At 67.9% G+C, this 14,065-nt stretch carries 10 protein-coding genes and 1 tRNA gene; 1 reads left to right on the top strand and 10 read right to left on the bottom strand.

Annotated elements, in window-relative coordinates:
• Positions 1–52: 52 nt before the first annotated feature.
• Positions 53–181: a DLW-39 family protein gene (locus tag OG718_RS28420; protein ID WP_003999697.1), complete on the bottom strand. Its 129-nt coding sequence runs from the start codon at positions 179–181 to the stop codon at positions 53–55.
• Between the two features lie 326 nt (positions 182–507).
• Here OG718_RS28420 and OG718_RS28415 point away from each other — a divergent pair, with 326 nt between their 5' ends.
• On the top strand, positions 508–849 hold the full coding sequence (locus OG718_RS28415) for a DUF6344 domain-containing protein (RefSeq protein ID WP_143641367.1): 342 nt from the start codon (positions 508–510) through the stop codon (positions 847–849).
• A gap of 216 nt (positions 850–1,065) precedes the next feature.
• Here the strand turns inward: OG718_RS28415 and OG718_RS28410 are convergent.
• From OG718_RS28410 to dnaA, 9 genes are all read right to left on the bottom strand, one after another.
• Positions 1,066–1,139 (bottom strand) — tRNA-Ile (locus OG718_RS28410).
• A gap of 212 nt (positions 1,140–1,351) precedes the next feature.
• On the bottom strand, positions 1,352–2,149 hold the full coding sequence (locus OG718_RS28405) for a DUF3566 domain-containing protein (RefSeq protein WP_328845519.1): 798 nt from the start codon (positions 2,147–2,149) through the stop codon (positions 1,352–1,354).
• 18 nt (positions 2,150–2,167) lie between these two features.
• Positions 2,168–4,768: a DNA gyrase subunit A gene (gyrA, locus tag OG718_RS28400; protein WP_143641365.1), complete on the bottom strand. Its 2,601-nt coding sequence runs from the start codon at positions 4,766–4,768 to the stop codon at positions 2,168–2,170.
• Positions 4,769–4,810: 42 nt separating this feature from the next.
• Positions 4,811–6,871, bottom strand: a complete 2,061-nt coding sequence (gene gyrB / locus OG718_RS28395) for a DNA topoisomerase (ATP-hydrolyzing) subunit B (protein ID WP_186001350.1) — start codon at positions 6,869–6,871, stop codon at positions 4,811–4,813.
• Positions 6,872–7,181: 310 nt separating this feature from the next.
• Positions 7,182–7,727 (bottom strand): DUF721 domain-containing protein, encoded by a 546-nt coding sequence (locus OG718_RS28390; protein ID WP_143641363.1) that lies wholly within the window; start codon positions 7,725–7,727, stop codon positions 7,182–7,184.
• Positions 7,724–8,848, bottom strand: coding sequence for a DNA replication/repair protein RecF (gene recF, locus OG718_RS28385; RefSeq protein WP_143641362.1), 1,125 nt, complete (start codon positions 8,846–8,848; stop codon positions 7,724–7,726). Before recF ends, OG718_RS28390 begins: the two co-directional genes overlap by 4 nt.
• Before the next feature lie 104 nt (positions 8,849–8,952).
• On the bottom strand, positions 8,953–9,834 hold the full coding sequence (gnd, locus tag OG718_RS28380; RefSeq protein WP_143641361.1) for a phosphogluconate dehydrogenase (NAD(+)-dependent, decarboxylating): 882 nt from the start codon (positions 9,832–9,834) through the stop codon (positions 8,953–8,955).
• A 128-nt stretch (positions 9,835–9,962) separates the two neighbouring features.
• Entirely contained in the window at positions 9,963–11,093 is a 1,131-nt protein-coding gene (dnaN, locus tag OG718_RS28375; RefSeq protein WP_055611472.1) for a DNA polymerase III subunit beta, read from the bottom strand.
• A gap of 1,074 nt (positions 11,094–12,167) precedes the next feature.
• On the bottom strand, positions 12,168–14,060 hold the full coding sequence (gene dnaA, locus OG718_RS28370) for a chromosomal replication initiator protein DnaA (protein WP_328845518.1): 1,893 nt from the start codon (positions 14,058–14,060) through the stop codon (positions 12,168–12,170).
• Positions 14,061–14,065: the final 5 nt, after the last annotated feature.

The raw sequence follows: 14,065 nt of genomic DNA, 5'->3' as shown, positions 1-14,065 counted from the left end.
AAAACCCCGACCGCGAGGCGGCCGGGGTCTGTACTGAGACTGTCGTCGATACTCACGAACCCGTGGGCACGGAGTCGGTCGCCTCCGTCCACAGATCCTGCTCGGCGCGATCCGCCTGGATCTGGCGGTACACGAGGAGCCCGCCGATGGCGGCCAGTGCGACCAGGAGAAGCTTCTTCACCGCGCGACCTCGTCTTTCCTTGGCGTAGGGGACTTCTGGCGCCCGACTATACACACCGGCCGATACCCAACGGTGACCTGCGTCGGCCGCCAACTCCCGCACGGCGCACAGCAGTAGAACCGGACGACAGCGCTCCCTTCGGAACGTGAGCCGTCACCACAAACTGTGACTTTTGCCGCTCTTCATCGCTTTTCTCGCTTCTTGGGTCCATACGGGTGGTGTTCATCTGAAGATCGACGCGCCACGAGCGCAGGTCCACCACTTCACGGCCGCCATACACATCATGAGGAAAGTACGCAAATCGCCCAACCCGAAAGTGAGGGGCCATGGCCAAGATCAGGGTCATGAAGCTGTGGACCGCGGTCATCACCGCCTTCATCGCACTGTGCACGACGCTCGGACTCGTCACGACGGCCGGCGCGGCCACACCGGTACAGCAGCCGGCGAACCCGCGCAACAGCACCGCGACCGTGACGCTCCCGACGACGGCCGCCTGGGCGTGGGCATACGCCCGCTCCCTGCCCCCCACCATGAAGCAACGCATCCGTGCCGAGGCCCACGGCTCCTCGCCGAGCTGCCGCCATCGCGCGCCGGCGGACACGGACGAGACCTCCGACGAGGAGGAGCCCGCGGCGGACTCCACCGCTCCCTGCACCGACCGGACGTAGGCCGGGAGCCGAGCACCGGCCGGACGTAGGCCCGAGCGCCGACGAACAGGCCCCTACGTAGACCCTCTTCACGTAATTCGGTCTCTACGTAGACCTCGTTTTACGTCCCCCCGATTACCTCTACCTCTCACACACCTCGCGTCCGGGGCGAACTTGCGTACACACCGGGCACACGACAAGACCCCCAACCAGGACTGGTTGGGGGTCTTCGCAGTGTGGGGCTAACAGGATTTGAACCTGTGGCCTCATCCTTATCAGGGATGCGCTCTAACCAACTGAGCTATAGCCCCGCCGCGCTCTGCGGTGTATGTCCCGCGCGCTGACCTCTGAAGATTAGCGCACGACGGGGTCAGTCCCAAAATCGGTATCCGAGCCCCGCTCCAGCCTGCCCGGACAGCCTCAGAGCGCATCCCCGAACAGCCTCGGAGCGCGCTCCCGAACAGCGTGAGAGCGCACCCCCGACAGGGATGCGCTCCAAGCAGGAAGCGGTTACGACAACGTTTTACTCGTCCTCGGCGAGGGTCAGCTCGATGCCGCCGACGAAGCCCGCGGAGAGGTTGTAGATGAACGCGCCGAGGGTGGCGAGCGCGGTGGCGAGAACGACGTCGATGACCGCGATGATCGACGTGAAGATGAGCACACGCGGCAGCGACAGGAAGGACTGCAGGTCGAAGCCGTTGGACTCGTTCGAGCCGGTGGCCTCGGAGATCGTGCCGCCCACCGTGGAGAAGACGCCCATGGCGTCCATGACCATCCACAGCACCGCGGCCGCGACGATCGTGCAGATGCCGAGCGCGATGGAGAGCAGGAAGCTGACCTTCATCACCGACCACGGGTCGGCCTTGGCCACCCGCAGACGCGCCTTGCGCGTGCGCGGAGTCGTACGGGCCCCGGTACGCGGCCTGCGGACAGCGCTGGTGGCCGCCTGCTGTGCCGGGTAGGCCTGCGGCGGGTGGTACGGCTGAGAGGTCTGCTGCGGCTGCCGTTCCCCCGGCAGCGGCGATCCCGGAGGCGGCGGTGCCGCGCCCACGGGAGCAGGCTGGCCCCCGGGAGGCGTGTGCCCCACCGGAGCCGCCTGGCCCGGGGCTGGTCCCGGCCCCGGAGAAGGCGCCGGGCCCGGAGGCACCGGCGAGCCTGGGGCCGCGCCCGCCGCGTACTGCGGCGTCTGCGGGCCTCTGGTGTCCGTCACAGTTCCCCCCTGGGATCCATGAGAGTCATGGGAGTCAGTCGCCTCCGTGGCGGGGCCACGGCCGCCGTCCTTTTCCGTACCGGTAGAACCGGCGCCCGTGGCTCCGCTCACGATGACTCACTCCTCGCGCTACTCGTCCGAGGACGGCTCGCCCTCGTCCGTACCGGCGACCGTTTCGACCTCGTCCGAGTCGTCGACCGCGCCGTCGACTTCCTCGGCCTCGCGACCGGCCTCGGCGTTTCGAGCGATACCGACGACGGCATCGCGCTTGCCCAGGTTGATCAGTTGGACGCCCATGGTGTCACGGCCCGTCTCCCTGACCTCGTTGACTCGCGTACGAATCACACCGCCCGACAGCGTGATGGCGAGGATCTCATCGGTCCCCTCGACCACCAGCGCGCCGACGAGCGAGCCGCGGTCCTCGACGATCTTGGCGGCCTTGATGCCCAGGCCACCGCGACCCTGGACGCGGTACTCGTCAACAGCGGTCCGCTTCGCGTACCCACCGTCTGTGGCAGTGAACACGAACGTACCGGGTCGAACAACATTCATCGAGAGCAGTCGGTCTCCCTCACGGAAGCTCATGCCCTTGACACCCGAGGTCGCACGGCCCATGGGACGCAATGCGTCATCCGTCGCCGTGAACCTGATCGATTGGGCCTTCCTGCTGATCAGAAGCAGATCGTCCTCTGCCGAAACCAGTTCGGCACCGATCAGTTCGTCGTCGGAACCGTCCTCTGTTTCACGGAGGTTGATCGCGATGACGCCGCCCGAACGCGGTGAATCGTAATCCTTCAGGGGCGTCTTCTTCACAAGTCCGCCCTTCGTGGCCAGCACCAGATAGGGCGCCGCCTCGTAGTCGCGGATCGCGAGGATCTCGGCGATCGCCTCGTCCGGCTGGAATGCCAACAGGTTGGCGACGTGCTGTCCACGCGCGTCACGTCCGGCGTCCGGGAGTTCGTACGCCTTCGCGCGGTAGACGCGGCCCTTGTTGGTGAAGAACAGCAGCCAGTGGTGCGTCGTCGACACGAAGAAGTGGTCGACGATGTCGTCTTCCTTGAGCTTCGTGCCGCGTACGCCCTTGCCGCCGCGCTTCTGGGAGCGGTAGTCGTCCGTCTTGGTGCGCTTGACGTAGCCGCCGCGCGAGATGGTGACGACGATGTCCTCTTCGGCGATCAGGTCCTCCATGGACATGTCGCCGTCGAAGGGGACCAGCTTGGACCGGCGGTCGTCGCCGAACTTCTCGACGATCGCGGCCAGTTCCTCGCTGATGATGCCGCGCTGACGCACCGGCGAGGCCAGGATCGCGTTGTACTCGCGGATCTTCGCCTGGAGTTCGTCGTGCTCGGAGACGATCTTCTGGCGCTCCAGAGCGGCCAGCCGGCGCAGCTGCATCTCGAGGATCGCGTTGGCCTGGATCTCGTCGATCTCCAGAAGGCCCATGAGGCCCTCTCGCGCGATCTCCACGGTGTCACTGCGCCGGATCAGCGCGATGACCTCGTCGATGGCGTCCAGGGCCTTCAGGAGGCCACGCAGGATGTGCGCGCGCTCCTCGGCCTTGCGCAGCCTGAAACGCGTACGGCGGACGATGACCTCGACCTGGTGCGCCACCCAGTGGCGGATGAACGCGTCGAGCGACAGCGTGCGCGGCACGCCGTCGACCAGCGCCAGCATGTTCGCGCCGAAGTTCGTCTGCAGGTCGGTGTGCTTGTAGAGGTTGTTCAGCACGACCTTGGCGACCGCGTCCCGCTTGAGGACGATGACGAGGCGCTGGCCCGTACGGGAGGACGTCTCGTCGCGGACGTCCGCGATGCCACCGACCTTGCCGTCCTTCACCAGGTCGGCGATCTTCTGCGCGAGGTTGTCGGGGTTGACCTGGTAGGGGAGTTCGGTGACCACCAGGCACTGGCGGTTCTGGATCTCCTCGACGTCGACGACCGCGCGCATCGTGATGGAGCCACGGCCCGTGCGGTACGCCTCCTCGATGCCCTTACGGCCCACCACAAGGGCGCCGCTCGGGAAATCGGGGCCCTTGATGCGCTCGATGAGGGCGTCCAGAAGCTCCTCGTGCGTGGCCTCCGGGTTCTCCAGGTACCACTGGGCTCCGGACGCGACCTCGCGCAGGTTGTGCGGCGGGATGTTGGTCGCCATGCCGACCGCGATACCCGCCGAGCCGTTGATCAGCAGGTTCGGGAAGCGCGCCGGCAGAACCGTCGGCTCCTGGTTGCGGCCGTCGTAGTTGTCCGTGAAGTCGACGGTCTCCTCGTCGATGTCACGGACCATCTCCATGGACAGCGGCTTCAGCTTGCACTCGGTGTACCGCATGGCGGCGGCCGGGTCGTTGCCGGGAGAGCCGAAGTTGCCGTTGGAGTCCACCAGCGGCATCCGCATCGACCACGGCTGCGCGAGACGGACCAGCGCGTCGTAGATCGACGAGTCACCGTGCGGGTGGTAGGTGCCCATGACGTCGCCGACGACGCGGGCGCACTTGTAGAAGCCCTTCTCGGGCCGGTAGCCGCCGTCGTACATCGCGTACAGGACGCGGCGGTGGACGGGCTTGAGACCGTCCCGTACGTCGGGCAGCGCGCGCGACACGATGACGGACATCGCGTAGTCGAGGTACGAGCGCTGCATCTCCGTCTCGAGCCCGACGGGCTCGACACGCAGGGCGATCTCGCCCTCTTCAGGGGTGATGGGACCAGTGGGCGAAAGAGGTGTCTCGTCGGTCATTGCTGGTGAAGATCCTTTCTGGTGCGGTCAGCTGAGACCGACTCAGATGTCGAGGAAGCGGACGTCCTTGGCGTTGCGCTGGATGAACGCGCGGCGTGCCTCGACGTCCTCGCCCATCAGGACCGAGAACAGGTCGTCGGCCTGGGCGGCGTCGTCGAGCGTGACCTGACCGAGGACACGGTGCTCCTGGTCCATCGTCGTGATGCGCAGTTCCTCGGCGTTCATCTCACCGAGACCCTTGAAGCGCTGGATCGAGTCTTCCCTGACCCGCTTGCCCGACTGGCGGCCGAGCTCGATCAGGGCGTCGCGCTCACGGTCCGAGTACGCGTACTCGAAGTCGTCCCGGCCCCACTTGATCTTGTAGAGCGGCGGACGCGACAGGAACACGTGGCCGGCCTCGACCAGCGGCCGCATGAAGCGGAACAGGAAGGTCAGCAGCAGCGTGTTGATGTGCTGTCCGTCGACGTCGGCATCCGCCATCAGGATGATCTTGTGATAGCGGAGCTTCGCGATGTCGAAGTCCTCGTGGACCCCGGTGCCGAACGCGGAGATCAGTGCCTGGATCTCCTGGTTCTGCAGGATCTTGTCGATCCGCGCCTTCTCGACGTTGAGGATCTTTCCTCGGATCGGGAGGATCGCCTGGTACTCCGGGTTCCGGCCGGACTTGGCCGAGCCGCCGGCGGAGTCACCCTCGACGATGAAGATCTCGCACTTGGTGGGGTCGTTCGACTGGCAGTCGCTCAGCTTGCCCGGCAGGGACGCCGTCTCCAGGAGCCCCTTGCGACGGGTGAGGTCACGGGCCTTGCGGGCCGCCACGCGCGCGGTGGCCGCCTGGATGGACTTGCGGATGATGTCCGCGGCCTCGTTCGGGTTGCGGTCCAGCCAGTCGCTGATGTGTTCGTGGACGACCTTCTGGACGAAGGTCTTCGCCTCGGTGTTGCCCAGCTTGGTCTTGGTCTGGCCCTCGAACTGCGGCTCGCCCAGCTTGATCGAGATGATCGCCGTCAGACCCTCGCGGATGTCGTCGCCCGTGAGGTTGTCGTCCTTCTCGCGCAGCAGCTTCTTGTCGCGCGCGTACCGGTTGATGAGACCGGTGAGCGCCGCACGGAAGCCCTCCTCGTGCGTACCGCCCTCGTGGGTGTGGATGGTGTTGGCGAAGGAGTACACACCCTCGCTGTATCCGCCGTTCCACTGCATCGCGACCTCGAGGGAGAGCATGCGCTCCTTGTCCTCGGCCTCGATGTCGATCACGGTGGGGTGGACGACCTCGCCCTTGCGGGAGTTGAGGTACGTCACGAAGTCGACGATGCCGCCTTCGTAGTGGTACGTGACGGTCTTGACCTCTTCGGGCTCGTCCGCCCCCGCCTCGTCGGCGCCCACCGTGGCCTTCGCCGAGTCGCGCTCATCAGTGAGTTTGATCGTCAAACCCTTGTTGAGGAACGCCATCTCCTGGAAGCGCCGCGAGAGCGTCTCGAAGGAGTAGTCCGTGGTCTCGAAGATGTCCCCGTCGGCCCAGAAGGTGACCGACGTGCCGGTCTCGTCGATGGCCTCGTGCTGGGCCAGCGGAGCCGTCGGCACGCCCAGCTTGTAGTCCTGCGTCCAGCGGTGTCCGTCGGTCCTGATCTCGACGGCCACCTTGGTGGACAGCGCGTTCACGACGGAGACGCCCACGCCGTGCAGACCGCCGGAGACCGCGTAGCCGCCGCCGCCGAACTTGCCGCCCGCGTGCAGCACGGTCAGCACTACCTCGACGGCGGGCTTTCCCTCGGAGGCGACGATGCCCACCGGGATGCCGCGGCCGTTGTCGACGACGCGGACGCCGCCGTCGGGGAGGATCGTGACCGCGATCGTGTCGGCGTGCCCGGCCAGCGCCTCGTCGACGGAGTTGTCGACCACCTCGTACACAAGGTGATGAAGACCACGCTCACCGGTCGAGCCGATGTACATGCCGGGTCGCTTGCGGACCGCGTCCAGACCCTCGAGGACGGTGATGGCGCTGGCGTCGTACGAGGCGGTGACCTCGCCGTTCGAGGTTTTGGCCTCGCCGTCGACGCCGGCGTCGGTGGACGGGATGTTCTCGTTGGGGTTGCCGGAATCGGCCACGAAGCGCCCTTTCTGGCACAGCACAAGCCAAGCTCCCGGCGGGTGGCCGGAGCGGCTGCGGCGTGTTGCGTTGGTAAGCCTTAGTCAGCGTTGCTCGGTGCGTCCCACAAGTGGGGCGGGATTAGCCTCCAGTCTACCGGTAGCGCCGACAGTGATGGGGGTTTGCCGGTACCTGAGTCCGCATGTGCCGCCCTGAACCGGTCTCCACCGACTCCCCATATGCGGACCCGGGCCCAAAGAGGCGCAGAGCGCCACTCAGCGCTTCGAGGTGTCAACCCCCCGCTACGAACGGCATACCGTCCGGTCTGGCTCACCCGTAGGTGTCACCGGGGCCTGTGCTGCCAGGCGCGCGCAAGGGGCCGAAACGCTGGACGGGACCCCCGGGGCCGAGCACCTTGATCAGCCTCACCGTGCCGTGCCCGAGGTCCTCGTTCAGGCGTGCGACCAGCTGCGGAGCGAGCAGCCGCAGGTTGGTCGCCCAGGCGGTCGAGTCGCACCGCACGATCAGCACGCGCTCGTCCTCGTCGTACTTCTCCGGTACGCAGTGGTTGGCCAGGTCGTCGCCGACGATCTGCGGCCAGCGGCCCATGACACCGCCGACGGCGGCCGGGGTCTCCCAGCCGCGCTCGGTGATGAGCCGGTTGATGGCGGAGCCGAGCGCCATCGGGTCCCGCCCGTCTGCATGCGCGCCCGAGCGCAGACCGCCGCGCCGCGCCTGCTTCTTCTGCCGCGCCGCGTCCCCACGCGCGCGTGCCTGTTCCTTCGCGGCGCGCAGGGCCACGCGCGCGAGGTCGACGCCGGAGGGTTCGGGGGCCTTCGCCGGCTCGGGCTTCGGCTCCGGTGCGTTCTCGCTCATACGCGCTCCACCGTGCCCCCGGACACGTTGAACCGCGTCCCCGTCAGTACGCCCGGTACGTCGTCGTCGACCGCGGCCGTCACCAGCACCTGTTCGCCCGGGGCGACCAGCTCGGCGAGGCGTTCGCGGCGACGGGTGTCCAGCTCGGCGAACACGTCGTCGAGGACCAGCACCGGCTCGTTGCCCTCGGCCCGCAACAGGTCGTACGAGGCCAGGCGCAGCGCCAGCGCGTACGACCAGGACTCGCCGTGAGACGCGTATCCCTTCGCGGGCAGCTCGCCAAGTTTGAGCAGTAGTTCGTCCCGATGCGGTCCGACCAGGGTGACGCCCCGCTCGATCTCCGGCTTGCGCGTCTCCACCATCGCCGCCATCAGCTGCTCGTACAGCTCCTCGCGCGCGTGGCCGGTGATTTCGGGCGAGGAGGGCTTGTACTCCAGTGCCACGGGACCGCCGCCCGGCGCCAGCTGCTCGTACGCCTTGTCCGCCAGCGGCTGGATCGCGGCGACCAGGTCGAGACGCTGGGCGAGCAGCTCGGCGCCCACGCGCGCGAGGTGCTGGTCCCAGACGTCGAGCGTGGACAGGTCCATCGTGCGGCCGCCGTGGCGCCGGGCGAGCGCGGCCGACTTCAGGAGCGTGTTGCGCTGCCTCAGGACGCGGTCGTAGTCCGAGCGCACGCCCGCCATGCGCGGGGAGCGCGCGGTGATCAGCTCGTCGAGGAAGCGCCGGCGCTCGCCCGGATCGCCCTTGACCAGCGCGAGGTCCTCGGGCGCGAACAGCACGGTCCGTACGATGCCGAGGACATCACGCGGTCTGACCTGCGAGGACCTGTTGATGCGGGCGCGGTTGGCCTTGCCGGGGTTCAGCTCCAGCTCGACGAGCTGCTGACGCTCGCCCTGCCGGACGTTGGCCCGGATGATCGCCCGGTCGGCGCCCATCCGCACAAGGGGCGCGTCGGACGAGACGCGGTGGCTGCCGAGGGTGGCGAGATAGCCGACCGCCTCGACGAGATTGGTCTTGCCCTGTCCGTTGGGCCCCACGAACGCGGTGACGCCCGGGTCGAGAGGCACCTCGACCCGGGCGTACGAGCGGAAGTCGGCCAGCGACAGATGCGTGACGTGCATGGTCGTTCGCCGACCTCCCCCAGGGCTGTGGATCCGCGGTGCGGACCTGTGGACTACTTCTTCCGGCTACCCGACCGATTCACTTCGACTTCACTTCGGCGGGTTCACTTCTTCTCGACCGCGTGGCCGCCGAACTGGTTCCGCAGCGCCGCGACCATCTTCATCTGCGGGGAGTCGTCCTGCCGGGACGCGAACCGCGCGAACAGCGACGCGGTGATCGCGGGCAGCGGCACCGCGTGGTCGATGGCGGCTTCCACGGTCCACCGGCCCTCGCCGGAGTCCTGTGCGTAGCCGCGCAGCTTCTCCAGGTGCTCGTCCTCGTCCAGCGCGTTGACCGCGAGGTCGAGCAGCCAGGAGCGGATGACGGTGCCCTCCTGCCAGGAGCGGAAGACCTCGCGCACGTCGGTGACCGAGTCGACCTTCTCCAGGAGCTCCCAGCCCTCGGCGTAGGCCTGCATCATCGCGTACTCGATGCCGTTGTGGACCATCTTCGAGAAGTGGCCCGCGCCCACCTTGCCCGCGTGGACGGCGCCGATGCCGGCGTCCCCCTCGGGCTTGAGGGCGTCGAAGACCGGCTGGACCTTGGCGATGTTCTCGGCGTCGCCGCCGTACATCAGCGCATAGCCGTTCTGCAGGCCCCAGACGCCGCCCGAGACGCCGCAGTCGACGAAGCCGATGCCCTTGGCCGCCAGTTCCTCGGCGTGCTTCTCGTCGTCCGTCCAGCGCGAGTTGCCGCCGTCCACGACGACGTCACCGGGCTCCAGGAGCTCGGCGAGCTCGTCGACCGTCGACTGGGTCGCCGCACCGGCCGGAACCATCACCCACACCACACGCGGACCCTTGAGCTTGCCCACAAGCTCTCCGAGGCTGTGGACATCGGCGACGTCCGGATTGCGGTCGTATCCGATGACGGTGTGGCCTGCGCGGCGAATGCGCTCGCGCATGTTGCCGCCCATCTTGCCGAGGCCGACGAGACCGAGCTCCATCAGGTTGTTCCTTCACTAGCGATGTGGCAGGAGAGCACTTTCGTACCTGCGTCCGAGCCTAAACCCGGACGCTCCTGCACACCTGTGGGCATAGCCGCTCAGACGTATGCCCCCACCTGCGGCCTTCGTCAGCCGCTGAGGCGCACCGGCATGATCAGGTACTTGTACGCCTCGTCCGCCTCCGCGTCCAAGGCGGGCTTGCCGCTCAGGAGCGCCGGCTTGGTGGACGTCGTGAAGGAGAGCTGCGCCACCGGGGAGTCGATGGCGCTCAGGCCGTCGAGCAGGAAGGTGGGGTTGAAGGCGATCGAGACGTCGTCGCCCTCCAGCTGGGCGTCGACCCTTTCCACAGCCTGTGCGTCGTCGCTGGAACCGGCCTCCAGGATCAGCACGCCCTGCTCGAAGGAGAGCCGCACGGGGGTGTTCCGCTCGGCGACCAGGGCCACTCGCTTGACGGCCTCCACGAAGGGGGCGGTCTCGATCACGGCGATGGAGTTGAACTCCGTCGGGAACAGCGAGCGGTACTTCGGGAGGTCGCCCTCCAGCAGACGCGTGGTCGTCCGCCGTCCCGCGCCCTCGAAACCGATCAGACCCTCGCCGGCACCGGAGCCGGACAGCGCCAGGATGACGCTGTCGCCGCTTGTGAGGGCCTTGGCGGTGTCCAGGAGCGTCTTGGCGGGCACCAGGGCCACCGCGGACGCCTCGGGGTTCTCCGGCTTCCACAGGAACTCACGGACCGCGAAGCGGTAGCGGTCGGTGGACGCCAGCGTGACCGTGTCGCCCTCGATCTCGATGCGCACACCGGTGAGGACGGGCAGCGTGTCGTCACGGCCCGCGGCGATGGCCACCTGGGCCGCGGCGGAGGCGAAGACCTCACCGGGGACGGTGCCGGTCGCCGACGGCATCTGCGGCAGCGCCGGGTACTCCTCCACAGGCAGTGTGTGCAGCGTGAAGCGCGAGGAGCCGCAGACCACGGTCGCCCGTACACCGTCTGTGGAAATCTCCACCGGCCGGTTGGGGAGCGCACGGCAGATGTCGGCGAGCAGGCGGCCGGAGACGAGCACCGTGCCTTCCTCGTCGATCTCGGCGTCCACCGAGACCCGTGCCGAGACCTCGTAGTCGAAGCTGGAGAGGCTCAGCGCGCCTTCCTCGGCCTTCAGCAGAAGGCCGGCGAGCACAGGCGCCGGCGGACGGGCCGGGAGGCTGCGTGCCGCCCAGGCCACTGCCTCCGCGAGTACGTCGCGTTCCACCCGGATCTTCACCGTTGCCGCCTCCGTCTGTTGCCGGCGCTCTCGCCCTGCTGCCTCGTCGTCTGACTCGGTGTCTCTCAGCCCGGTCATGGGAAGGACACCGGGGAACAGTCTGACGCACCGCACTGACAGTCGGTGCCCCTCGGGGTCAAGTCGTTCCGAGCGGCAGCTGAGGCGCCGACCGCGAGTTGTGCACAGCCCCCACTTCGAATCGATTCCCAGACTCTCTCTAGTTGGGAGTAGTAGTAGGGGCTGTGGATACCGTGGATAACCTCGTATTCGCAGGTCAGGGTCGGTTTTTTGTCCACTGGCCCTGTGGGCGGAGGCGGTGGAAAACAGGCGTCTTCTGTGGACGGGGAAAAGTTCTGCACACCCGATGCACAGGCGGGGGCCACTTCTCCCCAGCGCCGTCCCCAGGTTTACCCACGTTCCCCACAGCCCAACCCGGCACCTTCGTGTGACGCCTTTCACTCGACACGGTGAGGAGGCGCGTCGCGTTGCCGAACAGTGGACAGCGGTGTGGAGAAGCCGGGGATCACTGGGGACAACCTCCCCCAGCCTGTGGGCCGCCGGTGGACAACTTTCTGCACACCCTGTGGATCCTTTCGTCGTCCACAGCCTGTGGAGATCGTTCGTCCACGAATCCACAACCGGCTGACCTGGTCTGATGCTCTTTCAGCAGCGCACCCTGTGGACACGATCTGGACAACTTCCCAGTCCCCAGGATGTGGACGCGAGAAAGTCCCCAAATCTGTGGAGGGCGGCCGTAACCGGGGTGCTTATTCGAACAGCGGATGGTCTTCGGGTGTCGGCCGAGCGACTCCGGGCGCGGCCGGGAGGGGCGTACGAGGGCGGTTGAGGGCCTCCCGGAGGCAGAACGAGGGTCCTTCAGGAGGCGTGTGAGAGCGGCGGAAGCCGCCTTCGGAGGCGTGCCGGAGACGACATCGAGGCGTGCCGGATCTCCTTCGGCGCGTGGAGGAACGACGTCTGACGCCTGCCGGAACGCCTTCAAAGGGGTTCCGGAACGACGAAGGCGCCCTCGGGAACGTCTCCCGGGGCGCCCTCAGCGACGTACCGCCGCTGCTGTCAGCCGTTCTTGATGCGGTTCGTGAGCTCGGTGACCTGGTTGTAGATGGAGCGGCGTTCGGCCATCAGCGCGCGGATCTTGCGGTCGGCGTGCATCACGGTCGTGTGGTCGCGGCCGCCGAACTGGGCGCCGATCTTCGGCAGGGAGAGGTCGGTGAGCTCGCGGCACAGGTACATGGCGATCTGGCGTGCGGTGACCAGCACGCGGCTGCGCGAGGAGCCGCACAGGTCGTCCACCGTGAGGCCGAAGTAGTCGGCGGTCGCCGCCATGATGGCCGTCGCGGTGATCTCCGGCGCCGAGTCCTCGCCGCCCGGGATCAGGTCCTTGAGGACGATCTCCGTCAGGCCGAGGTCCACGGGCTGCCGGTTGAGCGACGCGAAGGCCGTCACCCGGATCAGCGCGCCCTCCAGCTCACGGATGTTCCGTGAGATCCGGGACGCGATGAACTCCAGGACCTCCGGCGGGGCGTTGAGCTGCTCCTGCACCGCCTTCTTACGAAGGATGGCGATACGGGTCTCCAGCTCGGGCGGCTGGACGTCGGTGATCAGACCCCACTCGAAACGGTTCCGCAGCCGGTCCTCCAGAGTCACCAGCTGCTTGGGCGGCCGGTCACTGGAGAGCACGATCTGCTTGTTCGCGTTGTGGAGCGTGTTGAAGGTGTGGAAGAACTCCTCCTGCGTCGACTCCTTGTCCGCCAGGAACTGGATGTCGTCGACGAGCAGGATGTCCATCTCGCGGTACCGCTTGCGGAAGCTGTCGCCCTTGCCGTCGCGGATCGAGTTGATGAACTCGTTGGTGAACTCCTCGGAGCTCACGTACCGCACGCGCGTGCCCGGGTAGAGGCTGCGCGCGTAGTGCCCGATCGCGTGCAGCAGGTGCGTCTTGCCGAGTCCCGACTCCCCGTAGATGAAGAGCGGGTTGTAGGCCTTGGCGGGTGCCTCGGCGACGGCGACCGCGGCGGCGTGCGCGAAACGGTTCGAGGCGCCGATGACGAACGTGTCGAAGAGGTACTTCGGGTTGAGACGCGCGGTGGGCTCGCCGGGACCCGTCGCGGGAGCCGGCTGCGCGGCCAGCGGGCCCGGGGCACCACTGGAGGCGGGCAGCGAGGAGCCGACGGGGCCGCCCCGGTGGACATGCCCGGTCCCGGACTGCGACGGCGGCTCCGGCCGGCGGTCGCGGCGGTCCGGACGCTGGTCGTAGTCGGATCGCGGCTGGTCGTACCCGGGCCGCTGCTGCTCGTAGTCGGACCGCTGCTGTTCGTAGGGAGAGCGGTCCGGTGGCTGCTGTCGGTAGTCCTGGGGGGGAGAGGCGTACGGGTCCCGGTCCGGGAAGCCGAGCCGCTGCTGCTGCCAGCCGTAGTCGTCCTGCGAGGGCCGCGGCCAGGCGCCGGGATCGGGGCGCTGGTAGTCGGGGTACGCGGGACGGGCGGTCGGGAGCTGGTCCCCGCGGGGCGGTTGCTGGTCGGGGCGGCCCTGCGGGTGGTCGTCCATGTGGTCGTTCGCACGGTGGCGGCCGTATCCCCGGTATCCGTCACGGTCCTGCGCGGAGGGGCGCTCGGGCTCCTCGTAGCGCTGCTGCGACTGGGCGGGCGGCGCCGGCGGGGCGGGGGTCTCGCCGACGGAGTCGTCGACGGTGATCGCGATACGGATCGGGCGGCCGCACTCGCGGCTCAGGGTCTCGCTGACGATCGGCGCCAGGCGCCCTTCCAGGACACCCTTCGCAAACTCGTTGGGGACCGCGAGCAGCGCGGTGTCCGCTACGAGCGCCAGCGGCTGGCAGCGCTTGATCCAGTGCTCGTCCTTCGTCTCGACACCCTGCCCACGCCCCTCACCGAGAAGTTGCTCCAATACTCGTGGCCACACTGCGGCAAGATCGGCAGGTACGTCAGCCACAGGGC

It is taken from the genome of Streptomyces sp. NBC_00258, assembly GCF_036182465.1.
Lineage (GTDB): Bacteria > Actinomycetota > Actinomycetes > Streptomycetales > Streptomycetaceae > Streptomyces.
This window is presented reverse-complemented; position numbering and strand designations above follow the sequence as displayed.